Below are 24,446 nucleotides of genomic sequence, written 5' to 3' on the forward strand. Positions count from 1 at the left end.
GTGCCGGCCCGATCGGCATTCCGCCGATTTTGCCGGCACCGCGCATTGCGCCGATCGCTTTCGACCATAGATATGTCGCGTGCCGCTGCCTCGCAGTCGGCAACCGGTCGCCGGTCTGACAGGATCGTGCCGGCGGATCGGGTAACCCGATTTCGCATTTTTGGTCCGTAAAAGCGCGCGACGCGCTGCTTTTACCGGCTGGCTTGGCGTTTGCGCCAAAAATCGCTATAATCGCGGAGTCGCTGGGCGTACGGATTCAATGTGCGGCTCAGGTGCGACCACCAGTAAGAAAGATGGGCGTTCCGCCCATTTTTTTTTGCTGAAACGGTTAGGCATCTCGGGTAGCGCTTCCTGCGCCGGCTAAGGCGCGCGCCCGCGGGTGAATCGCGAGCGGCGGGCGCGAACACCTGAGAGGACACTGTGCAACTGACGGAACTGATAGAAACCACGGTCACCGGGCTCGGCTACGAGCTGGTGGATCTCGAGCGCACCGGGCGCGGCATGCTTTGCATCTATATCGATCAGCCTGCCGGCATCTCGCTCGAAGATTGCGAAAAGGTCACGCGTCAGCTCCAGCACGTCTTGACGGTCGAAAACATCGATTACGAACGGCTCGAAGTCTCGTCCCCGGGGCTCGACCGCCCGTTGAGGAAGCTGGCCGACTTCGAGCGCTTCGCCGGCAGCGAAGTTTCCGTGACCTTGAAAAAGCCGCTGGACGGGCGCAAGACGTACCGGGGCATTCTGCACGCGCCGAATGGCGAAACGATCGGTTTGGAATTTGAGGGGAAGAAGGGCGAGGCAGCCATGCTGGATTTCACGCTGGCCGATATCGACAAAGCCCGCCTGATTCCGCAAGTTGACTTTAGGAGCCGCAAATAATGAGTCGCGAAGTGTTGATGCTGGTGGATGCGCTGGCGCGCGAGAAAAACGTCGACAAGGATGTGGTGCTGGGCGCCCTCGAGGCCGCGCTCGCTTCCGCTTCCAAGAAGCTGTTCGACGAAGGCGCCGAAATCCGCGTCCATATCGATCGCGAAAGCGGCGAGCACGAAACCTTCCGTCGCTGGCTCGTCGTGCCCGACGAGGCAGGCTTGCAGGAGCCGGATCGCGAGATCCTGCTGTTCGAGGCACGTGAGCAGAATCCCGACGTCGAAGTCGGCGAATATGTCGAGGAACCCGTTCCGTCGATCGAGTTCGGTCGTATCGGCGCGCAGGCCGCGAAGCAGGTGATCCTGCAGAAGGTGCGCGACGCGGAGCGCGAGCAGATCCTGAACGACTACCTCGAGCGGGGCGAAAAGATCATGACGGGTACGGTGAAGCGCCTCGACAAGGGCAACTTCATCGTCGAATCGGGCCGTGTCGAGGCGCTGCTGCGCCGCGATCAGCTGATCCCGAAGGAAAACCTGCGCGTGGGCGACCGCGTGCGTGCGTACATCGCGAAGGTCGACCGCACCGCGCGCGGCCCGCAGATCGAACTGTCGCGTACGGCGCCCGAGTTCCTGATGAAGCTGTTCGAGATGGAAGTGCCGGAAATCGAGCAGGGCCTGCTCGAGATCAAGGCGGCTGCCCGCGACCCGGGCGTGCGCGCGAAGATCGGCGTGATCGCCTACGACAAGCGGATCGATCCGATCGGCACCTGCGTCGGCATCCGCGGCTCGCGCGTGCAGGCCGTGCGCAACGAGCTCGGTGGCGAAAACATCGACATCGTGCTATGGTCGGAGGATCCCGCCCAGTTCGTGATCGGCGCGCTCGCGCCGGCAGCTGTCCAGTCGATCGTCGTCGATGAAGAAAAGCATTCGATGGACGTCGTCGTCGACGAGAACGAACTGGCTGTCGCGATCGGCCGCAGCGGTCAGAACGTTCGCCTCGCCGGTGAACTGACCGGCTGGCAGATCAACATCATGACGCCGGACGAATCCGCCCTGAAGCAGGGTGAAGAGCGCGACCGGCTGCGTGCACTGTTCATGGCGCGTCTCGATGTCGACGAGGAAGTTGCCGACATCCTGATCGACGAAGGCTTCACCAGCCTCGAAGAGATCGCCTACGTGCCGCTCAACGAAATGCTCGAGATCGAAGCGTTCGACGAGGACACCGTGCACGAGCTGCGCAACCGCGCACGCGATGCGCTGCTGACGATGGCCATCGCGAACGAAGAAAAGGTCGAGAACGCAGCGCTGGATCTCAAGAGCCTCGACGGCATCACGCCGGAGTTGCTCGCGAAGCTGGCCGAACACGGTGTGCAGACGCGGGACGATCTCGCCGAGCTTGCAGTGGATGAACTGGTCGACCTGACCGGAATGGAAGAGGATGCCGCTAAGGCGTTGATCATGAAAGCACGTGAACATTGGTTCCAGTGAGAAATGACCATGGCGCACTGATTTGATGGCGGCCGTATGGCCTGACCCGATGCTAACCGCAAGGAATCGGTCCTTGCACTAAGAGGAATGAATGGCGAGTAACAACGTAGCCCAATTTGCCGCGGAACTGAAAATGCCTGCTGGTGTGCTGCTCGAACAGCTGCAGGCAGCGGGCGTCCAGAAAGCGAGTGAAGACGATGCGCTGTCCGAAGCGGACAAGGCGCGTCTGCTCGATCATTTGCGCAAGTCGCACGGCGCAACCGACGGCGACAAGCGCAAGATCACGCTGACCCGCAAGCATACGTCGGAGATCAAGCAATCTGACGCGACGGGCAAGGCTCGCACCATTCAGGTCGAGGTCCGCAAGAAGCGCACGTTCGTCAAGCGCGACGACGTGAACGAGGGTGCGGAACAGGGTCAGGCGCAGGTCGCCGAAGCGGACGACGATGCGGAACTGAAGCGTCGCGAGGAAGAAGCGCGCCGCGAGGCCGAGCTGCTCGAGAAGCAGGCGCAGGAACTGCGCGAGCGCCAGGAACGCCTGGAGCGTGAAGAGGCGGAACGCCGCGCCCGCGAGGAAGCGGCTGAAGCCGAGCGCCGTCGCGCCGAGGAAGAAGCTGCGGCGAAGCGTGCCGCGGCCGAAGCCGCTGCGGCGCAGCAGCAGGTGGCAGCGCAGCAGGCCGCCGCGGCCGAGCAGAAAACGGCCAGCGTGGAGTCCGCGCAATCCGAGCAGTCCGCGCAGGACGAAGCGCGCGCGGCCGCCGAACGTGCGGCCCAGCGCGAAGCGGCCAAGAAGGCCGAGGACGCAGCCCGCGAGGCGGCGGACAAGGCGCGCGCCGAGCAGGAAGAGATCAGCAAGCGTCGCGCGGCGGCAGAAGCCGAGGCACGCGCGATTCGCGAAATGATGAACACGCCGCGCAAGGCCGTGGTCAAGGCAGTCGAGCCGCCGAAGCCGGTCGAGCCGCCGAAGCCGGCCGAAGCGAAGGGCACGCTGCACAAGCCGGCGAAGCCGGAAGGTGCGCAGGCACGTCCGGCCGTGAAGAAGCCGGCCGGTGCCGCGGCCCCGGCCACGACGCAGGCGCCGGCAGGCGCGGGCGACCGCAACAAGAAGCCGGGCGCAGGCAAGGGCGGCTGGCAGGACGACGCGGCGAAGCGTCGCGGCATCAAGACGCGCGGCGATTCGAGCGGCGGCGTCGACCGCGGCTGGCGCGGCGGCCCGAAGGGGCGCGGCCGTCACCAGGACAGCGCATCGTCGTTCCAAGCGCCGACCGAACCGATCGTTCGTGAAGTGCACGTGCCGGAGACCGTGTCGGTTGCCGATCTCGCGCACAAGATGTCGATCAAGGCCTCCGAAGTCATCAAGGTGATGATGAAGATGGGCCAGATGGTCACGATCAACCAGGTGCTGGACCAGGAAACGGCGATGATCATCGTCGAGGAACTGGGCCACCGCGCGGTTGCCGCGAAGCTGGACGATCCGGAAGCGCTGCTGGTCGAAGGTGAAACCGGTACCGATGCGGAGCAACTGCCGCGTCCGCCGGTCGTCACGGTCATGGGTCACGTCGACCACGGCAAGACCTCGCTGCTCGACCACATTCGCCGCGCGAAGGTTGCCGCTGGCGAAGCGGGCGGCATTACGCAGCACATCGGCGCGTATCACGTCGATACGCCGCGCGGCGTCATCACGTTCCTCGATACGCCGGGTCACGAAGCGTTCACGGCAATGCGTGCACGCGGCGCGAAGGCGACCGACATCGTGGTGCTGGTGGTGGCGGCCGACGACGGCGTGATGCCGCAGACGAAGGAAGCAATCGCCCACGCGAAGGCGGGTGGCGTGCCGATCGTCGTCGCGATCAACAAGATCGACAAGCCGGAAGCGAACCCCGATCGCGTCAAGCAGGAACTGGTCGCGGAAGGCGTCGTGCCGGAAGAGTACGGTGGCGATTCGCCGTTCGTGCCGGTGTCGGCCAAGACGGGCGCGGGCATCGACGATCTGCTCGAGAACGTGCTGCTGCAGGCCGAAGTGCTGGAACTGAAGGCACCGGTCGAAGCACCGGCCAAGGGCATCGTGATCGAAGCGAAGCTCGACAAGGGTAAAGGCCCGGTCGCGACGATCCTGGTGCAGTCCGGTACGCTGAACCGCGGCGACATCGTGCTGGCCGGTACGGCTTACGGCCGGGTTCGCGCGATGCTCGACGAGAACGGCAAGCCGACGAAGGAAGCCGGTCCGTCGATCCCGGTCGAAATCCAGGGTCTGTCGGAAGTGCCGGGCGCGGGCGAGGAAGTGATCGTGCTGCCGGACGAGCGCAAGGCGCGTGAAATCGCGCTGTTCCGTCAGGGCAAGTTCCGCGACGTGAAGCTTGCGAAGCAGCAGGCCGCGAAGCTGGAAAGCATGCTCGAGCAGATGGGCGAAGGCGAAGTGCAGAACCTGCCGCTCATCATCAAGGCAGACGTGCAGGGTTCGCAGGAAGCGCTCGTGCAGTCGCTGCTCAAGCTGTCGACCGACGAAGTGCGCGTGCAGATCGTGCACAGCGCGGTGGGCGGCATCAGCGAAAACGACGTCAACCTCGCGACGGCATCGAAGGCGGTCATCATCGGCTTCAACACGCGTGCGGATGCACAAGCGCGCAAGCTGGCCGAGGCGAACGGCATCGACATCCGCTACTACAACATCATCTACGACGCAGTGGATGAGGTGAAGGCGGCGATGTCGGGCATGCTGGCACCGGAGAAGCGCGAAGTCATCACCGGCATGGTCGAGGTCCGTCAGGTCTTCAAGGTGCCGAAGGTCGGTACGGTTGCCGGCTGTATGGTCACGGACGGTATCGTCAAGCGCTCGTCGTCGGTACGCGTGCTGCGCAACAACGTCGTGATCTTCACGGGCGAACTCGAATCGCTGAAGCGCTTCAAGGACGACGTGAAGGAAGTGAAGCAAGGCTTCGAGTGCGGTATGTCGGTGAAGAACTTCAACGACGTCATCGAAGGCGACCAGTTCGAAGTCTTCGAAGTGACCGAAGTCGCGCGTACGCTGTAATCGTCGCGCATCGGCTCATGGGCGGGGCAGGCTTGGGCCTGTCCCGCCCATTTTCATGGTGGCGTGCCGACAAGGGCCGCCACTTCATCCTGAAAAACGGATCACGGATCGATCATGTCCAGGAAACGCACTTCCCCCAATCGCAACGTTCAGATCGCCGACCAGATTCAGCGCGACCTGTCCGAACTCATCATGCGCGAGGTCAAAGACCCGCGTATCGGCATCGTGACCATCCAGAGCGTGGAGCTCACGCCGGACTACGCGCACGCGAAGGTCTACTTCACCGCGCTTACCGGTGACCCGGAAAAGACGCAGGAGGCGCTGAATCACGCGTCGGGTCACCTGCACAACCTGCTGTTCAAGCGCCTGCACATTCATACGGTGCCGACGCTGCATTTCCATTACGACCAGACGATCGAGAAGGCCGTCGAAATGTCGCGCCTGATCAAGGAAGCGAACTCGACGCGCGCGAAGGACGACGACGAGGCCGACGCACCCGCGAAGGACGACTGAGTTCGACCGGCCTATGACGAATGCAGCACCCCAACGTCCGCGCGTGCCCCGGCGCGTGCTGGATGGCGTCCTCCTGCTTGACAAGCCGGTCGGCCTGTCGAGCAACGATGCGCTGATTCGCGCGAAGCGCCTGCTCCTCGCGAAGAAAGCCGGCCACACCGGCACGCTCGATCCGCTGGCTTCGGGCCTGCTGCCGCTGTGTTTCGGCGAGGCGACCAAGTTTTCGCAGGACTTGCTCGAGGCCGACAAGACCTACGAAGCGACGATGCGTCTTGGCCAGCGCACGGCTACCGGCGATGCGGAAGGCGACGTGATCGACACGCGGCCGGTCGAATGCGACCGGGCGGCGGTGGAAGCCGCGCTCGTGCGCTTCACCGGCGAGATCGTGCAGGTGCCGCCGATGTATTCGGCGCTCAAGCGCGACGGCAAGCCGCTGTACGAATACGCGCGTGCGGGCCAGACCGTCGAGCGGGAAGGCCGTAACGTGACGATTCATGCGCTCGAACTGCTCGCTTGCGAGCTGCCCGACGTGACGTTTCGCGTGACCTGCAGCAAGGGCACGTATGTGCGTACGCTCGCGGAAGACATCGGCGAGGCGCTCGGTTGCGGGGCGCATCTGACGATGCTGCGTCGTACGGGCGTCGGTGCGTTGACGCTCGAACATGCGGTGACGCTCGATGCGCTGTCGGATGCAGCCGAAGCGGCACGCGATGCCTGGCTCCAGCCGGTCGATGCGTTGCTGTCGACGTTTCCGGCGGTTCGTCTCGACGATGCGTCCGCGAAGCGGTTCCTGCACGGCCAGCGTCTGCCGTTGTCGGCGCTCGGGCCGATCGAGGCGGCCGACGGCGAGCGCGTGCGTGTATACGACGCCACGCGGCTGCTCGGCGTGGCGCGCAAGGCGAATGGTGTACTGGCACCGGAACGGCTCGTCGTGACGGCTGCATGACGCTACGGCGCGCGTGCGCCGCAGTCGGCGTCCGAACAAGAAAAAGCCCGGTCGAAACGACCGGGCTTTTTGGTTTGGTGCGTCGGTATTCCGGCTTGGGCGTTCAGTGCGCCGCCGATGCGGCCGCCCCGGCATCGCCGCCGCCCGCGCGTTCGGGCTTCGTGATCCAGATCAGTCCGATCAGCAGCACGAAGATCGCCGCCGAAATGTAGAACAGATCGTTCACGCCGAGCTGCGCAGCCTGCTGCGTGGCCATGTTGTTGATCAGGCCGTGTGCCTGCTCGGGCGTGAGCCCGAGATTGCCCATCTGAGTGACGGCCTGGTTGAACGTCGGGTTGTACGGGTTCGCCTGCTCGACCAGTTGCGCGTGGTGAAAGTTGTTCCGATGATCCCACGCGGTCTGGAAGATCGACGTACCGATGCCGCCGCACATGATCCGCACGAAGTTCGACAGGCCGGACGCCGCGGGAATGCGGTGGCCCGGCAGGCCGGACAGCGTGATCGACACGAGCGGGATGAAGAAGCCGGCCATCGCGATCCCCTGCACGAGCGTCGGCAGCGTCAGCGACCACTCGTCGACGCCCGTCGTGTAGCGCGAACGCATCCAGAAGCACAGCGCGAACGTGAGGAATGACGCCGTCGAGATGAAGCGCGGATCGGTGCGCGGCAGATACTTCCCGGTGAGTGGCGACAACAGGATGGCGAACAACCCGACCGGCGCCATCACGAGGCCGGCGTCGGTCGCGGTGTAGCCGATTTGCGTCTGCAGCCACAGCGGCAGCAGCACGAGATTGCCGAAGTACAGGCCGTACCCGATCGACAGCGCGACCGTGCCGCCGGTGAAGTTTCTTATACGGAACAGCGACAGGTCGACGACCGGGTGCTCGGCGGTCAGCTCCCAGATCACGAAGAACGCGAAAGCAATGACAGCCGTCAGCGCGAGCACGACGATCGTCGTCGACGCGAACCAGTCCAGATCCTTGCCCTTGTCGAGCATGATCTGCAGCGAGCCGACCCACACGACCAGCAGCGCCAGGCCCACGCCGTCGATCGGCGCACGGCGCACGGCCGACTCCCGACTCCGGTAGATCACCCACGTCGCGGCGGCGGCGGCGATGCCAACCGGGATGTTGACGTAGAAAATCCACGGCCACGAATAGTTGTCCGAGATCCAGCCGCCGAGAATGGGGCCCGCGACGGGCGCGATCAGCGTCGTCATCGCCCATAGTGCGAGCGCCATTGGCGCCTTCGCGCGCGGATAGCTCGATAGCAGGAGCGCTTGCGACAGCGGAATCATCGGGCCCGCGACGGCACCCTGGAGCACGCGCGACGCGAGCAGGAATGGCAGGCTCGGCGCCAGCCCGCACATCCACGACGAGATGACGAACAGGATGATCGACACGAGGAACAGGCGGACTTGCCCGAAACGGTCGGTCAGCCAGCCGGTCAGCGGCACCGAGATTGCGTTCGCGACCGCGAACGACGTGATGACCCACGTGCCCTGGTCGGACGACACGCCGAGGTCGCCCGAGATGGTCGGGATCGCGACGTTCGCGATGGACGTGTCGAGCACGTTCATGAACACCGCGAGCGATACCGCGATCGTCCCGAGCAGGAGTTGTCCGCCTTGCAGGGGCGGATGGGAGACAGGAGCCTGTGCCATGTGGGTTGTCTTTCCGGAGTCGGAACGGTTACATCATTTTCGCGGCGCTGCCTGACTTCGCCGCGACGGGCGCCGACGCGCTGCCGCCTGCGTTCTCGGCGATGATGCGTGCGATTTCGGCATCGGCTTCGTCGCCGTACTTCGCGAACACGTTGGTCTCGTAGACGGTGTTCGGCGCGTTGACGAGCTGGTCGCCGCGTTCGTCCTTGATGTCCACGTCGACCTGCATCGACAGGCCGATGCGCAGCGGATGCTTGTCGAGATCCTTCGGGTCGAGTTCGATCCGCACCGGCAGGCGCTGGACGACCTTGATCCAGTTGCCGGTCGCGTTCTGCGCCGGCAGCAGCGAGAACGCCGAGCCCGTACCGGCCGAGAAGCCGACGACCTTGCCGTGGTAGGTGACCGACGAGCCGTAGATGTCGGCCGTCATCTCGACCGGCTGGCCGATCCGCATGTGCTTCAGCTGGACTTCCTTGAAGTTCGCGTCGACCCACACGGCGTTCAGCGGCACCACCGACATCAGCGGCGTGCCCGGCGACACGCGCTGGCCGACCTGCACCGAGCGCTTCGCGACGTAGCCGGTGACCGGCGCCGGCAGCACGTTACGCGCGTTCGCGAGGTAGGCGTCGCGAACCTTCGCGGCGGCGGCCATCACGTTCGGGTGCGAGGCGATCGTCGTGTTCGCGGTCAGCGCGCGATTCGATGCGAGCTGCTGCTGCGCGGCGTCGACCGACGCCTGCGCGGCCTTCACCGCGTCGCGTGCGTGCGAGATTTCTTCCTGCGACACGGCGCCCGTCTGTGCGACAGCCAGGCGGCGACGCAGGTCGTCCTGGGCCTTCGACAGGTCGGACTGGCGCAGCGCGACTTGCGCGCGGTACTGGTCGTCGTTGACGAACAGGCCGCGCACCTGGCGCACCGTCTGCGCAAGGTTTGCTTCCGCCTGCTGCAGCGCGACCTGCGAATCGGCCGGGTCGAGCACGACCAGCGGGTCGCCGGACTTGACCGTCTGCGTATCGTCCGCCTTCACGGCGATCACGGTGCCGGTGACCTGCGGCGTGATCTGCACGACGTTGCCGTTCACGTACGCATCGTCGGTGCCTTCATGGAAGCGGGCGACGAGGAAGTAGTACAGGCCGTATGCGATGGCCGCGATCACGATGACCGCGACGAGCAGCGTCATCATTCGTTTGCGCTTGCCGTTGTTCTGCGGCTGCGCGCTGGCGGCGTTTTGTTGGTCGCTCATGGCGATTTTCTCCGTCCGTTATTTCGAGTGTCTGCGTAGTGGTGGCGCCGGCTCAGTTGGCGGCCTGTTTGTTCGGCGTGGCGGCGTCGGGCGCGGCGAGCGGTGTGCCGGTTGCGTCGAACCCGCCGCCCAGTGCCTTGATCAGCGCGAGCTGCATGTCGCGGCGACGCATCTTCAGGTTGGTCACCGTCTGCTCCGATGCGAGGCGGTTGCTGTCCGCCGTCAGCACCTGCAGTTGCGGCGACAGGCCGGCCTTGTAGCGGATGACCGCGAGATCGTACGCGCGCGTCGATGCGTCGAGCGCGCGTTGGGCGTCGCCCATCTGGCGATCGACCGCGCGGATCGACGCGACCTGCGTCGCGACGTCGTTCAGCGCGCTGATCAGCGTCTGGTTGTAGTTCGCGACCGACAGGTCGAAGTCGGCGTAGCGGCCCTTGAGCTGGGCGCGCAGCGCGCCGGCATCGAAGATCGGCAGGTGGATCGCCGGGCCGAACTGCGCCTGGCGGCTCGCGAAGTTCAGGAATTTGCCCCAGCCGAACGCATCGAAGCCGAAACCGGCCGCGAGGTTCACGTCGGGATAGAACTCGGCCTTCGCTTCCTTCACGTCGTGCATCGCGGCTTCGACCTGCCAGCGCGCGGCGACGATGTCGGGGCGGCGCGACACGAGATCGGCCGGCAGGTTGCCGGGCAGCGTGACGTCGCCGGTCGGGTTCATCACCGGCGCGGCGATCTGCAGCCCGCGATCCGGACCCTTGCCGAGCAGCGCGGCGAGCTGGTAGCGCACCGTCGTGATCTGGCCGTCGAGGTCCGACAGCGAAGCCTGCGTGGTCGCGATGTTGCCGCGCGCCGTCTGGCGTTCGACGTTGGTGTCGAGGCCGGCCGAGACGCGGCCGTCGGTGATCTTGCCCACCGTCTCACGGTTGGTGATCTCGCGCTGCGCGATGTCGCGCAGCGCATAGAGCTGCGCGAGCGAGTTGTAGGTGCGCGCGACTGACGACGCGAGCGTGATGCGCGCCTGCTGCATGTCGGCTTCGGCGGCCTTTTCCTGCGACACGGCCGTGTGCAGGCGTTCGCGGTTCTTGCCCCACAGGTCGAGTTCCCAGGACGCGCTCGCGAGCGCATTGTTCTCGCTGTACCACTGGCCGCCGTACGGGGGCGGGAACAGCGCGTTCGACGAGTACAGCTCGCGCGTCCACGAATAGCTGGCTTCGGCCTTCGGCATCAGGTTCGATCGCGACGATTCGATGTACGACGATGCCTTCGCGATGCGCGCTTGCGCCTGGGCGATCGACGGATTGCCTTGCAGCGCTTCGTCGATCAGCTTCGGCAGTTGCGGATCGCCGAACTGGCTGGCCCAGTCGAGCGCCGGCCACTGGCCGCCCTGGGCCGGGAGGCTCTGCGCGGACTCGAATTGCGATGCGGGGGCGATCTGCTTGTCGCTCTTGATGCCGATGTAGTTTGCGCAGCCCGCCAGTGCGAATGCGGCGACCGCGGCGGCGACGGCGGCGCGGCACGACCCGCCGCGCACGGACAACGGGGAGGACTTCATCGCGCTGACCCCTGACTCGGAATGAATGATGGACACTGCAAGGATTTCCTTACAATAAACTGTCAAAAGTAATTGTTATGGCAACTATTACGTGATGCCGCCGCCGGCCGTCTCGCAATAGTTGCTGAGAATGCGGCGCAGCATGCTCTTCAGGAACCCGACTTCTTCCGGTGTAAATCCGTCCAGCACCTGATCGAGCACGCTGCGGAAAATGGGCGGCAGCTGTTCGGCAAGTGCGCGGCCTTCATCGGTCAGTTCGAGGCGGACGACGCGCCGGTCCTCGATGCTGCGCACGCGGGACAGCAGGCCGCGTTTCTCGACCCGGTCGAGCAGGCGCGTGACCGCGCTCGCATCGATCCCGTATTCGCGCGCGAGCTCGGCGGCCGTCGAACACCTGCCGACCGCGATCATGAACAGCATGCTCGCCTGCGTGCCCGTGATGCCGAGCTCTTCCTGCGTGCGTTGCGTGACGAGGTTGGTCATCACCGACTTCACGCGCGACATCAGATAACCGACGCTGTCGTTCATCTGATACGAGGACAGCGACGAGACGGGTGGTTGGGTAGAGGAATCCGGCATAAAACCCTGAAGCTGCAATAGTTGACTAGGCAGCAGTATAGGCACAATTGCTTGCCGCGGCAAATGTTAATCGAACGGCAAAGCGCGCGCTGCGCGGTGCGAAAATCCCTCTCGGGGACAAGGTTTTGCGGTGTGCCAGGCGATGGCGCATTCGATCGCTTCGCCGGTTCACGAGCAGGGCTGGCGGGCCCGGTTTTGTCGCGTCGCGACGTGTCCGTCAGCTCTCGACATTCTCGCGTGCTATAATGTTAGGCTTTCCAAGCTGCAACAGCGCGCGCCCGTGAAAACGAGCGGGCGCGTTTGCGCGTTCAAACGATTTCCAGGTTTCTATGACCCGCGCCCTTCGCAATATCGCCATCATCGCTCACGTCGACCACGGCAAGACGACGCTCGTCGACCAACTGCTTCGCCAGTCCGGCACCTTCCGCGACAACCAGCAAGTCGCCGAGCGTGTGATGGACTCGAACGACATCGAAAAGGAGCGCGGGATCACGATTCTCGCGAAGAACTGCGCGGTCGAATACGAAGGCACGCACGTCAACATCGTCGACACCCCGGGCCACGCGGACTTCGGCGGTGAAGTCGAGCGCGTGCTGTCGATGGTCGACTCGGTGCTGCTGCTGGTCGACGCGGTCGAAGGCCCGATGCCGCAGACCCGCTTCGTCACGAAGAAGGCGCTTGCGCTCGGCCTGAAGCCGATCGTCGTCGTCAACAAGATCGACCGCCCGGGCGCGCGCATCGACTGGGTGATCAACCAGACCTTCGACCTGTTCGACAAGCTCGGCGCGACCGAGGAGCAGCTCGACTTCCCGATCGTCTACGCGTCGGGCCTGAACGGCTACGCGTCGCTCGACCCGGCCGCGCGCGAAGGCGACATGCGCCCGCTGTTCGAGGCGATCCTCGAGCACGTGCCGGTTCGCCCGGCCGATCCGGAAGCGCCGCTGCAGCTCCAGATCACGTCGCTCGACTATTCGACGTACGTCGGCCGGATCGGCGTCGGCCGCATCACGCGCGGCCGCATCAAGCCGGGTCAGCCGGTCGTGATGCGCTTCGGCCCGGAAGGCGACGTGCTGAACCGCAAGATCAACCAGGTGCTGTCGTTCAAGGGCCTTGAGCGCGTGCAGGTCGAATCGGCCGAAGCGGGCGACATCGTGCTGATCAACGGTATTGAAGACGTCGGCATCGGCGCGACGATCTGCGCGGTCGACACGCCGGAAGCGTTGCCGATGATCACCGTCGACGAACCGACGCTGACGATGAACTTCCTCGTCAACTCGTCGCCGCTCGCGGGCCGCGAAGGCAAGTTCGTGACGAGCCGCCAGATCCGCGACCGCCTGATGAAGGAACTGAACCACAACGTCGCGCTGCGCGTGAAGGACACGGGCGACGAAACGGTGTTCGAAGTGTCGGGCCGCGGCGAGCTGCACCTGACCATTCTCGTCGAGAACATGCGCCGCGAAGGCTACGAGCTGGCCGTGTCGCGTCCGCGCGTCGTGATGCAGGAAATCGACGGCGTGCGTCACGAGCCGTACGAGCTGCTGACGGTCGACGTCGAGGACGAACACCAGGGCGGCGTGATGGAAGAACTCGGCCGCCGCAAGGGCGAAATGCTCGACATGGCGTCGGACGGCCGCGGCCGCACGCGTCTGGAATACAAGATCTCGGCACGTGGCCTGATCGGCTTCCAGAGCGAATTCCTGACGCTCACGCGCGGCACGGGCCTGATGAGCCACATCTTCGATTCGTACGCACCGGTCAAGGACGGCTCGGTCTTCGAGCGCCGCAACGGCGTGCTGATCTCGCAGGACGACGGCGCGGCCGTGGCCTACGCACTGTGGAAGCTGCAGGATCGCGGCCGCATGTTCGTGAAGCCGGGCGACGCGCTGTATGAGGGCATGATCATCGGCATCCACAGCCGCGACAACGACCTCGTCGTGAACCCGATCAAGGGCAAGCAGCTGACCAACGTGCGTGCGTCGGGTACCGACGAAGCCGTGCGTCTCGTGCCGCCGGTCCAGATGTCGCTCGAGTACGCGGTCGAATTCATTGACGACGACGAACTCGTGGAAGTGACGCCGCAGTCGATCCGCCTGCGCAAGCGCTTCCTGAAGGAGCACGAGCGTCGCCGCGCGAGCCGCGAAGGCGCGGTCGACTAAGCGTTCGACCGTTCGCTGCATCACGAAAAAGGCTGCCCGCGGGCAGCCTTTTTCGCATCTGCGCGACGCGCAACCGGATTGCCTGCAAAACACTGTTCCCGCGGGTCGTGGCAATCCGGCAAAACCCCGTCGCGCGGTGCTTTCGGGCACATTTCGCCGTGAACTCCGGTATCGGTTCTGTGATATGCTGCGCGCACGCAAGTTTTAGGTCCTTCCAAGCAAGACTTGATTCGCAATCCGCTAAACGGTCAGGCCGTGTCGCGGAAGGTTGAGTAACCCGCTATTTCTCGAGAAGCTCGAAGAAAGGTGAGCGTAAAATGTCAGATGTAATGAAGCAGTTTCAGCTGAACTCCTATCTGTTCGGCGGCAATGCTTCGTACGTTGAAGAACTGTACGATGCATATCTCAACAATCCGGCGTCGGTGCCGGAGAACTGGCGAGAGTATTTCGACGCGCTGCAGAATGTGCCTGCAACGGACGGCTCGAATGCCAATGACGTCGCTCACTTCCCGATCGTCGAATCGTTCGCCGAGCGCGCGAAGGCCAATGCCTTCATCCCGCGCGAAAGCAGCACCAACCTGGCTGCCGCACGCAAGCAGGTTCACGTCCAGTCCCTCATCAGCGCGTATCGCTTCCTTGGCTCGCAATGGGCCAATCTGGATCCCCTGAAGCGCCGCGAACGTCCCGCCATTCCCGAGCTCGAACCCGCGTTCTACGACTTCTCCGAAGGCGATCTCGACCAGACGTACAGCGCAAGCAACCTGTATTTCGGTTTCGACCAGGCTTCGCTGCGCGATATCGTCAAGGGCCTGCGCGACACGTACTGCGGCACGATCGGCGCCGAATACATGTACATCAGCGATCCGGAACAGAAGCGCTGGTGGCAGGAGCGCCTGGAGTCGACCCGCGCGACGCCGAACTTCTCGATCGACGAGAAGAAGCACATCCTGAATCGCCTGACGGCCGCCGAAGGCCTCGAGCGTTACCTGCACACCAAGTACGTCGGCCAGAAGCGCTTCTCGCTCGAAGGCGGCGAAAGCTTCATCGCGGCGATGGACGAAGTCGTCCAGCACGCGGGCAAGCGCGGCGTGCAGGAAATCATCATCGGCATGGCCCACCGCGGCCGCCTGAACGTGCTGGTCAACACGCTGGGCAAGATGCCGGCCGACCTGTTCGCCGAATTCGAAGGCAAGCACGTCGACGACCTGCCGGCCGGTGACGTGAAGTACCACAAGGGCTTCTCGTCGGACGTGTCGACGGAAGGCGGCCCGGTCCACCTGTCGCTCGCGTTCAACCCGTCGCACCTCGAAATCGTGAACCCGGTGGTCGAAGGTTCCGCGAAGGCGCGGATGGACCGCCGCGGCGACGAAGACGGCCTGCAGGTGCTGCCGGTGCAGATCCACGGCGACGCGGCCTTCGCGGGCCAGGGCGTCGTGATGGAAACGCTGAACCTCGCGCAGACGCGCGGCTACGGCACGCACGGCACGCTGCACATCGTCATCAACAACCAGATCGGCTTCACGACGTCCGACCCGCGCGATGCGCGCTCGACGCTGTACTGTACCGACGTCGTCAAGATGATCGAGGCGCCGGTGCTGCACGTGAATGGCGACGATCCGGAAGCCGTGATCCTCGCGACGCAGATCGCGATCGACTACCGGATGCAGTTCCACAAGGATGTCGTGATCGACATCGTCTGCTTCCGCAAGCTGGGTCACAACGAGCAGGACACGCCGGCGGTCACGCAGCCGCTGATGTACAAGAAGATCGCGCAGCACCCGGGCACCCGTGCGCTGTACGCCGAGAAGCTCGTGCAGCAGGGCGTGATCACCGCGGAAGACGCCGACAACTACGTGAAGGCGTACCGCAAGGCGATGGACGACGGTCACCACACGGTCGACCCGGTCCTGTCGAACTACAAGAGCAAGTACGCGGTCGACTGGGTGCCGTTCCTGAACCGCAAGTGGACCGATGCTGCCGATACGGCCGTGCCGCTCGCCGAACTGAAGCGCCTCGGCGAACGCATCACGACGGTCCCGGAAAACTTCAAGGTCCACCCGCTCGTCGAGCGCGTGATCAACGACCGCCGCAACATGGCGCGTGGCGACCAGCCGCTCGACTGGGGCATGGGCGAACACCTCGCATTCGCGTCGCTCGTCGCATCGGGCTACTCGGTGCGCCTGACGGGCCAGGACTCGGGCCGCGGTACGTTCACGCACCGTCACGCGGTGCTGCACGACCAGAATCGCGAGCGCTGGAACGACGGTACGTACGTGCCGCTGCAGAACATCGCCGAAGGTCAGGCGAAGTTCACGGTGATCGACTCGGTGCTGTCGGAAGAAGCGGTGCTGGGCTTCGAATACGGTTACTCGACCGCCGAGCCGAACACGCTCGTGCTGTGGGAAGCGCAGTTCGGCGACTTCGTCAACGGCGCGCAGGTCGTGATCGACCAGTTCATCTCGTCGGGCGAAGTGAAGTGGGGCCGCGTGTCGGGCCTCACGATGCTGCTGCCGCACGGCTATGAAGGGCAAGGTCCGGAACACTCGTCGACGCGTATTGAGCGTTTCCTGCAGCTGTGTGCCGATCACAACATGCAGGTCGTTCAGCCGACGACGCCGGCGCAGATTTTCCACCTGCTGCGCCGCCAGATGATCCGCTTGTTCCGCAAGCCGCTGATCGTCGCAACGCCGAAGTCGCTGCTGCGTCACAAGGAAGCCGTGTCGGACCTGTCGGAACTGGCGAAGGGTTCGTTCCAGCCGGTGCTGGGCGAAACCGACGGCGGCATCGACGCGAAGAAGGTCAAGCGCGTGCTGGTGTGCTCGGGCCGCGTGTATTACGACCTCGTCGCACATCGCCGCGAAGCGAAGGCGAACGACGTCGCGATCATCCGTATCGAGCAGCTGTATCCGTTCGCGCACAAGCAGTTCGAAGCCGAAATGAAGAAGTACGAGAACGCGACTGAAGTGGTCTGGGTGCAGGACGAGCCGCAGAACCAGGGCCCCTGGTTCTACGTCGAGCACCATCTGAAGGAAGGCATGAAGGAAGGGCAGAAGCTGGCATACAGCGGCCGTCCGGCTTCGGCCTCGCCGGCGGTTGGCTACTACGCGAAGCACTACGAGCAGCAGAAGGCCCTGATTGAAGGTGCTTTCGGCCGCCTGAAGAGCGCATCGATCGCGAAATAACCGACGGAAGCGAAACGGGAAGGCGCGCGGCGCTTTCCCGTCTCTTCCGGCCTGCCGGGCGCGTGGCGCGCCGCATCGGCCGAAGGAATCGCACGAACCTCGTCATACCCCAGATTAAGCATCCAGGAAAATCACATGGCTATCGTAGAAGTCAAAGTCCCCCAGCTTTCGGAGTCGGTTTCGGAAGCGACCATGCTGCAGTGGAAGAAGAAGCCGGGCGAAGCAGTCGCACAGGACGAAATCCTGATCGAACTCGAGACCGACAAGGTCGTGCTCGAAGTGCCGGCACCGGCAGCGGGCGTGCTCGCGCAAGTGCTGCAGAACGACGGTGACACGGTGGTTGCCGATCAAGTGATCGCGACGATCGACACCGAAGCGAAGGCAGGTGCCGCCGAAGCAGCGGCGGGCGCCGCCGAAGTCAAGCCGGCCGCCGCGCCTGCTGCGGCTGCACCGGCAGCCCAGCCGGCCGCCGCGACGGCATCGAGCTCGGCCGCCGCATCGCCGGCTGCATCGAAGCTGCTGGCCGAGAAGGGCCTGTCGGCGGGCGACGTCGCAGGTTCGGGCCGCGACGGCCGCGTCACGAAGGGCGACGCGCTGGCCGCAGGCAGCGCACCGAAGGCCGCTCCGGCCGCCGCACCGGCCAAGGCCGCTGCCGCGAAGCCGTCGCTGCCGGAAGTGAAGGTGCCGGCGTCGGCAACGACCTGGCTGAACGACCGTCCGGAGCAACGCGTGCCGATGTCGCGCCTGCGTGCGCGTATCGCCGAGCGCCTGCTCGAATCGCAGCAGACCAACGCGATCCTGACGACGTTCAACGAAGTCAACATGGCTCCGGTCATGGAGCTGCGCAACAAGTACAAGGACAAGTTCGAGAAGGAACATGGCGTGAAGCTCGGCTTCATGTCGTTCTTCGTGAAGGCGGCTGTTCACGCGCTGAAGAAGTTCCCGCTCGTGAACGCGTCGATCGACGGTAACGACATCGTCTACCACGGCTACTTCGACATCGGTATCGCCGTCGGCTCGCCGCGTGGCCTCGTGGTGCCGATCCTGCGCAACGCGGACCAGATGAGCCTCGCCGACATCGAAAAGAAGATCGCCGAATTCGGCCAGAAGGCGAAGGACGGCAAGCTGTCGATCGAGGAGATGACGGGCGGTACGTTCTCGATCTCGAACGGCGGCGTGTTCGGCTCGATGCTGTCGACGCCGATCATCAACCCGCCGCAGTCGGCCATCCTCGGCGTGCACGCGACGAAGGAGCGTCCGGTCGTCGAGAACGGCCAGATCGTGATCCGTCCGATCAACTACCTCGCGCTGTCGTACGACCACCGCATCATCGACGGTCGCGAAGCCGTGCTGTCGCTCGTCGCGATGAAGGATGCGCTGGAAGATCCGGCACGCCTGCTGCTCGACCTGTAAGCCGAGTCTCACTGCATCGACCCGCTCCGCGGGTTCGCGCACACGCGTGAACCCGCGGGCGTACAAGTAGAAAGGATTGTCATGTCCAAGGAATTTGACGTCGTCGTGATCGGCGCCGGCCCCGGCGGCTACATCGCCGCGATTCGCGCCGCGCAGCTCGGCAAGACCGTTGCCTGTATCGAGAAGTGGAAGAACCCGGCCGGCGCGCTGAAGCTCGGCGGCACCTGCCTGAACGTCGGCTGCATTCCGTCGAAGGCGCTGCTCGCCTCGTCGGAAGAGTTCGAGAACGCGTCGCATCACCTGGTCGACCACGGCATCACGGTCGACGGCGTGAAGATCGACGTCGCGAAGATGCTCGGCCGCAAGGATGCGATCGTCGAGAAAATGACGAGCGGGATCGAGTTCCTGTTCAAGAAGAACAAGATCACCTGGCTGAAGGGCCATGGCAAGTTCACCGGCAAGACCGACGCCGGCGTGCAGATCGAAGTGAGCGGCGAGGGTGAAACCGAAGTCGTCACCGCGAAGAACGTGATCATCGCGACGGGCTCGAAGGCGCGTCACCTGCCGGGCATCCCGGTCGACAACAAGATCGTGTCGGACAACGAAGGTGCGCTGACGTTCGACTCGGTGCCGAAGAAGCTCGCCGTGATCGGCGCAGGCGTGATCGGCCTCGAGCTCGGCTCGGTGTGGCGTCGCCTCGGTGCCGAAGTGACGGTGCTCGAAGCGCTGCCGGCATTCCTCGGCGCGGCCGACGAAGCGCTCGCGAAGGAAGCGGCCAAGCTGTTCAAGAAGCAAGGTCTCGACATCCATCTCGGCGTGAAGATCGGCGAAGTGAAGACGACCGCGAACGGCGTGTCGATCGCCTACACCGACAAGGACGGCAACGCGCAGACGCTCGACGCCGACCGCCTGATCGTGTCGGTCGGCCGTGTGCCGAACACCGACAACCTCGGCCTCGAGGCGATCGGCCTGAAGGCGAACGAGCGCGGCTTCATCGACGTGGACGACCACTGCCGTACGGCGGTGCCGAACGTGTACGCGATCGGCGACGTGGTGCGCGGCCCGATGCTCGCGCACAAGGCGGAAGACGAAGGCGTGCTGGTCGCGGAAGTGATCGACGGCCAGAAGCCGCACATCGACTACAACTGCATTCCGTGGGTGATCTACACGTACCCGGAAATCGCGTGGGTCGGCAAGACGGAGCAGCAGCTGAAGGCGGAAGGCCGCGAGATCAAGTCGGGCAAGTTCCCGTTCTCGATCAACGGCCGCGCACTCGGCATGAACGCGCCGGACGGTTTCGTGAAGATGATCGCGGATGCGAAGACCGACGAGCTGCTCGGCGTGCACGTGATCGGCGCGAACGCGTCGGACCTGATCGCGGAAGCCGTGGTGGCGATGGAATTCAAGGCGGCGTCGGAAGACATCGCCCGCATCTGCCATCCGCACCCGTCGATGTCGGAAGTGATGCGCGAAGCGGCGCTCGCCGTCGACAAGCGCTCGCTGAACAGCTGAGCATGGTGTAGCGCCTGTCGGCCATCGGCCGGCGCAGCCGTCTCTTGACGAAGGCGGGCGGGGTTTCCCGCTCGCCTTCGTTCTTTCCGGTTTGCCCGATGAACGTCACCGAATACTACACGCGCGAACTGACCACGCGCGGCTATCAGTCCGATCCCGCCCAGCGCGCGGCCGTCGATCGCCTGCAGCGTTGCTTCGACGAGTGGGTCGAATACAAGGCGCGCCGCTCGAACGCGTTCAAGAAGCTGATCAATCACCCGGATCTCCCGCGCGGCGTCTACATGTGGGGCGGGGTGGGCCGCGGCAAGAGCTTCCTGATGGACAGCTTCTACGCCGTCGTGCCCGTGCAGCGCAAGACGCGCCTGCATTTCCACGAGTTCATGCGCGAAGTGCACCGCGAGCTCGAGGAACTGAAAGGGCAGGCCGATCCGCTCGACGAACTCGCGCGGCGCATCGCGAAGCGCTACCGGCTGATCTGCTTCGACGAATTCCACGTGTCGGACATCGCGGACGCGATGATCCTGTACCGTCTGCTCGACCGCCTGTTCAACAACGGCGTGCAGTTCGTGATGACGTCCAACTACGATCCCGACGACCTGTATCCGGACGGCCTGCATCGCGACCGCATGCTGCCGGCGATCGCGCTGATCAAGGACAAGCTCGACGTGCTGAACGTCGACGCGGGCGTCGACTACCGTCAGCGCACGCTCGCACAGGTGAAGATGTATCACACGCCGCTCGGTGCGGACGCCGATCGCGAACTGCGTCATGCGTTCGGCAAGCTCGCGGCGGTACCCGACGAAAGCCCGATCCTGCATATCGAGAAGCGCGAGCTGAAGGCGCTGCGCAAGGCGGACGGCGTCGTCTGGTTCGACTTCGCGACGCTGTGCGGCGGCCCGCGATCGCAGAACGACTATCTCGAGCTGGCGAGCCGCTTCCATGCGATCGTGTTGTCCGAGGTGCCGCAGATGTCGCCGCGGATGGCGTCCGAGGCGCGACGCTTCACGTGGCTCATCGACGTGCTGTACGACCACAAGGTCAAGCTGCTGATGTCGGCGGCGGTGCCGGCGGAGGCGTTGTACGTCGAAGGCCCGATGGCCAACGAATTCGCGCGCACGGTGTCGCGAATCGTCGAGATGCAGTCGAAGGAGTATCTCGAAACGCCGCGTCGCATCGTCGATACGTCGCTGACCTGATTGCGTCGTCCGGGTAATCGACGGGATTCAAACGTCAATTCCGGTCAAATTCGCGCAATCTCGGGGTATTTTCGGATTTGTCTTATATTCATCGTTGAGGTGAGCCGATATCGTTGTGTCATGGTTACCAAGGCTGGAGATGTCCATGACACCGTATCGCGATCTGACCGACCACGAGTGGCGCTGCGTTGCGCCGCTTCTGCCCGAAATGCAGCCGCGCACCGAGTTGCGCGGTCGTCCGTTAGCCAATACGCGCGCCGTCCTGAACGGCGTGCTTTGGGTGATCTACAGCGGCGCAACGTGGTCTGCCATACCGCGCCGTTACCCGTCGTATCAAACTTGCCATCGCCGCTTCAAGGTCTGGCACGAGACGGGCACGCTGTTGAACGTGATGCGTGAACTCTACGGCGATTCGGGCGTGAATCTGTGCAATGAATTGTCCGCACGGATGCGCAAGCACACGCAATCGAAGGCGGCGGAGGCGCGTAGCAATGCGGTACCCGCGTATCGCACACCGGGCGCCTACGCGCCCGACTCGCTGAAGCACGCGGCGTGATGCGGATCGGTTTCCGTCACGCCCGCACCCAAAGAAAATCGGCCTGACGACTTCGTCGCAGGCCGATTTTTCATTGCGCCGCGCGAGTCGGCAGCGTGCTGCGTTATTGCTGGCGAACCCAGGTCTGCGACCGGCCGAGCAGCGATACGCCGATGTAACCGCGCACCACGAGTTTCTGGCCGCCGTCTTCAAGTGTCATCTTGCACTTGTAGACCTTGCCGTTTTCCGGGTCGAGGATGTTGCCGCCGTCCCAGTGGTCGCCTTCCTTCTTCATCGCCTTGATGATCGTCATGCCCTTGATGAGCTGATCCTTGCGCTCGTCCGTGCAGGCGGTGCAGCGGCGATCGGGCGTATCGTTCGCGCCGAGGCCCTTGACGACCTTGCCCGTCAGCGCACCGTCGCCGTCTTCGGCGATCTGCACGAGTGCCTTCGGCTGATGGGTGTTGTCGTCGATCGTCTGCCACATGCCGATGGGGCTGTCGGCCTGTGCGAACGTGGGGGCTGCGCAGGCGAGCAGTGCACCGGCAACGGCGATTGCACGCAACGGGCGGGTCAGTTGAATCATTGTCATCCTCCTTGTTTTGCATGTCGTGTTCATTCGCCCGCACGACCGTCTGCATGGGGCGGGCATGTTGCGAGCTTCGCCAGAATACGTGAAACCGCGTGCCACGTTTGATAGAGGGGACTCTAATCGAAACAGCCCGCGTGAAGCGGGCTGTTTGGTGTCCGATCAGTTGAGCTGATACGAGAAAGCCGCGTTGATGCGCGGGCTGCGCGACGCGCTTTCGACGGGTGCGTCGCCGATCGGCTTCGCGATGTTCAGGTCGAGACTGTAGAAGCGGCTGTCCGTGAATCGCACGCCGATGCCGACCGACGACATGCGGTTTGGTGACGGCGTGCCCGAGTGCAGGTATACGCGCGCCATGTCGTACGCGACGTACGGCGTGATCGATTTCAGATACGTCCAGCCCGGCGTGAAGCCGCGATTGACCTCCAGCGACATCCCCCAGCCCGAGTCACCTGACGCTTCGCCAGGCTGATAACCGAGCGCGTAGCGCGTCGAGCCGAACGAGATCTGTTCGGACGTTGGCAGCGAGTCGGGACTGTATTGACCGGTCAGCGAAACCGATGTGCCGATTCGGAACGGCCATTCGTTGGTTTGCGTGACAGTCGCGCCGGTGCGGACGAAGGTCAGCGAAGTCGGGTCCGCATACGTGACCCCCACGCCGTTAACCAGGCCTGTCTGTGATTTCGATGCACCGAGGATGTCGAACGCCTTGGCCACGTTGACGCTCAGTTTTCGCACCTGTTTCGGTTCGACGCTGGTGTAGTCGAGCTGCAGTTGCAGCACGCGAACTTGAGACCGGTTGTCAAGCGTATTGCCGTTGATCTGGTTTTGATAGTGGTCTTCGTTATGAGCCGCGTAGCCCGATACCGTACCGAGCAAGCTGCGTTGATTGTTCAGCAGTATTGGGTAGGATGCCGAAAGACCGAGTTTCTCGTTCTTCACAGTACGCTGAACGGTTGACGGCAACCCCGGATTGTCGGTCGGCTTGCCGCGATACGTACTTGCATCGAGGCGCGTGATCAGGCCGCTGCTGCCGACGGGCACCGCGCCGCTGAACGCGAAGTAGGTCTGCTTGTCGCGTCCCGGCGGCGCGAGCGCCGAGATGCTCAGCTGCTCGCCGAATCGCGTGAGGCCGTTTTCGGTCGCGGTGATCAGGCCCTGGACGCCCGGGTGATTGAAGTCGATGCCGGTGCTGACGTTGAACGGCTTGCGGTCGACCGCGAGTTCGAGCGTCGTGGCGCCGTCGGTGGTTTGCGGCGGCGGGACGTTCGCCTTCACCGTGAGGCCGGGCAGCAGGCCGAACGTGTTGACGTAGCGCTCGAACGTCGCGCGGCGCAGCGGGCGATCGTCGGTGATGTGCGCGGCGATCGCGCGGATCTTCGGTTCCATCGCACCGGGCTTGCCGGTGACCTTGACGTCCGACACGTAGCCTTCGACCACCGTGATGCGCACGACGCCGTTCTCGAACGTCTGCGCGGGAACGAACGCGAACGACAGCGCGTAGCCGCGCTCCTGGTACAGCTTCGTCACGCCGTTCGCGGTTTCGATCAGGTCGCCGATCGTGATGTCCTTGCCGACGAGGGGCGTGAAGCGACGTGAGATTTCCTCGAACGGCACCGACTTCACGCCTTCGACCTGAAACGTCGACGGCGTCAGGTGGCGCGACAGCAGCTCCTGCAGTTGCGGCGCTTGCGGTGCGACCTGCACGGTAACGTTCGGGCCGGTCTTCGGTGCGTTGATCTGCGGAAGGGAGTCGAGCGGGTTACCGCCGACGCGCGATTGTGCATGTGCCGTGCTTGCCGCCGCGACGGCGAGCATCATCATCCATCTGTCGAGTCTGGATTTCATTGTTCTTCCTCGTAGGCCTTGCTTTTCGTCTTCTTTGTAATGCCGGCGCGCGACACCAGGGTGTCGCGCGCCGCGTGCCGCCATGCCGGTTGTGTATGTACGACCGCGCCATTCGCTCCGGCTGCGATGGTGCGACC

At 64.2% G+C, this 24,446-nt stretch carries 17 protein-coding genes; 11 read left to right on the forward strand and 6 right to left on the reverse strand.

The genetic code is table 11. From position 1 onward, the window contains the following. The first annotated feature begins 420 nt into the window (after positions 1-420). From rimP to truB, 5 genes are all read left to right on the forward strand, one after another. The gene (rimP, locus tag G3N62_RS08900) at positions 421-879 is read left to right on the forward strand and encodes a ribosome maturation factor RimP (protein ID WP_124669126.1); all 459 of its coding nucleotides are present in this window, start codon (positions 421-423) and stop codon (positions 877-879) included. Continuing rightward, positions 879-2,354 carry a transcription termination factor NusA gene (gene nusA, locus G3N62_RS08905; protein ID WP_034190144.1) on the forward strand — a complete coding sequence of 492 codons (1,476 nt, stop codon included), beginning with the start codon at positions 879-881 and terminating at the stop codon, positions 2,352-2,354. The genes rimP and nusA overlap by 1 nt, the downstream gene beginning before the upstream one ends. A gap of 91 nt (positions 2,355-2,445) precedes the next feature. After that, positions 2,446-5,385: a translation initiation factor IF-2 gene (gene infB / locus G3N62_RS08910; protein WP_034190143.1), complete on the forward strand. Its 2,940-nt coding sequence runs from the start codon at positions 2,446-2,448 to the stop codon at positions 5,383-5,385. A 114-nt stretch (positions 5,386-5,499) separates the two neighbouring features. After that, positions 5,500-5,898, forward strand: coding sequence for a 30S ribosome-binding factor RbfA (rbfA, locus tag G3N62_RS08915; RefSeq protein WP_034190142.1), 399 nt, complete (start codon positions 5,500-5,502; stop codon positions 5,896-5,898). A 13-nt stretch (positions 5,899-5,911) separates the two neighbouring features. Further along, positions 5,912-6,844, forward strand: coding sequence for a tRNA pseudouridine(55) synthase TruB (gene truB / locus G3N62_RS08920; RefSeq protein WP_049032357.1), 933 nt, complete (start codon positions 5,912-5,914; stop codon positions 6,842-6,844). A 103-nt stretch (positions 6,845-6,947) separates the two neighbouring features. On the opposite strand, the gene G3N62_RS08925 is transcribed toward truB, so the two are convergent. From G3N62_RS08925 to G3N62_RS08940, 4 genes are all read right to left on the reverse strand, one after another. Beyond that, positions 6,948-8,507, reverse strand: coding sequence for a DHA2 family efflux MFS transporter permease subunit (locus tag G3N62_RS08925; RefSeq protein ID WP_034190140.1), 1,560 nt, complete (start codon positions 8,505-8,507; stop codon positions 6,948-6,950). A 28-nt stretch (positions 8,508-8,535) separates the two neighbouring features. After that, the gene (locus G3N62_RS08930; protein ID WP_059557830.1) at positions 8,536-9,750 is read right to left on the reverse strand and encodes an HlyD family secretion protein; all 1,215 of its coding nucleotides are present in this window, start codon (positions 9,748-9,750) and stop codon (positions 8,536-8,538) included. A 52-nt stretch (positions 9,751-9,802) separates the two neighbouring features. Then, positions 9,803-11,299, reverse strand: a complete 1,497-nt coding sequence (locus G3N62_RS08935; RefSeq protein WP_049028401.1) for an efflux transporter outer membrane subunit — start codon at positions 11,297-11,299, stop codon at positions 9,803-9,805. Between the two features lie 87 nt (positions 11,300-11,386). After that, positions 11,387-11,878 (reverse strand): MarR family transcriptional regulator, encoded by a 492-nt coding sequence (locus G3N62_RS08940; RefSeq protein WP_124669125.1) that lies wholly within the window; start codon positions 11,876-11,878, stop codon positions 11,387-11,389. Between the two features lie 329 nt (positions 11,879-12,207). On the opposite strand from G3N62_RS08940, the gene typA reads away from it, so the two are divergent. The 6 genes from typA (at position 12,208) to G3N62_RS08970 (ending at position 21,893) form a co-directional block, all read left to right on the forward strand. Beyond that, the gene (gene typA / locus G3N62_RS08945) at positions 12,208-14,034 is read left to right on the forward strand and encodes a translational GTPase TypA (RefSeq protein ID WP_006490690.1); all 1,827 of its coding nucleotides are present in this window, start codon (positions 12,208-12,210) and stop codon (positions 14,032-14,034) included. Positions 14,035-14,351: 317 nt separating this feature from the next. Further along, complete coding sequence (locus G3N62_RS08950) at positions 14,352-17,216, forward strand: 2-oxoglutarate dehydrogenase E1 component (protein WP_034190136.1); 2,865 nt, start codon at positions 14,352-14,354, stop codon at positions 17,214-17,216. Positions 17,217-17,351: 135 nt separating this feature from the next. Further along, positions 17,352-18,629, forward strand: coding sequence for a 2-oxoglutarate dehydrogenase complex dihydrolipoyllysine-residue succinyltransferase (gene odhB / locus G3N62_RS08955; RefSeq protein ID WP_034190135.1), 1,278 nt, complete (start codon positions 17,352-17,354; stop codon positions 18,627-18,629). Between the two features lie 81 nt (positions 18,630-18,710). After that, positions 18,711-20,141, forward strand: coding sequence for a dihydrolipoyl dehydrogenase (lpdA, locus tag G3N62_RS08960; RefSeq protein WP_124608014.1), 1,431 nt, complete (start codon positions 18,711-18,713; stop codon positions 20,139-20,141). 98 nt (positions 20,142-20,239) lie between these two features. Further along, a complete protein-coding gene (zapE, locus tag G3N62_RS08965; protein WP_034190133.1) occupies positions 20,240-21,337 on the forward strand; it encodes a cell division protein ZapE in 1,098 nt (365 codons plus the stop codon). A 145-nt stretch (positions 21,338-21,482) separates the two neighbouring features. Then, complete coding sequence (locus G3N62_RS08970; RefSeq protein ID WP_034190132.1) at positions 21,483-21,893, forward strand: transposase; 411 nt, start codon at positions 21,483-21,485, stop codon at positions 21,891-21,893. Positions 21,894-21,996: 103 nt separating this feature from the next. On the opposite strand, the gene G3N62_RS08975 is transcribed toward G3N62_RS08970, so the two are convergent. Together G3N62_RS08975 and G3N62_RS08980 are read right to left on the reverse strand one after the other, a co-directional pair. After that, positions 21,997-22,458 carry a DUF2147 domain-containing protein gene (locus G3N62_RS08975; protein WP_034190131.1) on the reverse strand — a complete coding sequence of 154 codons (462 nt, stop codon included), beginning with the start codon at positions 22,456-22,458 and terminating at the stop codon, positions 21,997-21,999. A gap of 165 nt (positions 22,459-22,623) precedes the next feature. Then, the gene (locus tag G3N62_RS08980) at positions 22,624-24,309 is read right to left on the reverse strand and encodes a POTRA domain-containing protein (RefSeq protein ID WP_124669123.1); all 1,686 of its coding nucleotides are present in this window, start codon (positions 24,307-24,309) and stop codon (positions 22,624-22,626) included. Between the last annotated feature and the right edge of the window lie 137 nt (positions 24,310-24,446).

This window comes from Burkholderia sp. Tr-20355, assembly GCF_017104685.1.
Lineage (GTDB): Bacteria > Pseudomonadota > Gammaproteobacteria > Burkholderiales > Burkholderiaceae > Burkholderia > Burkholderia seminalis.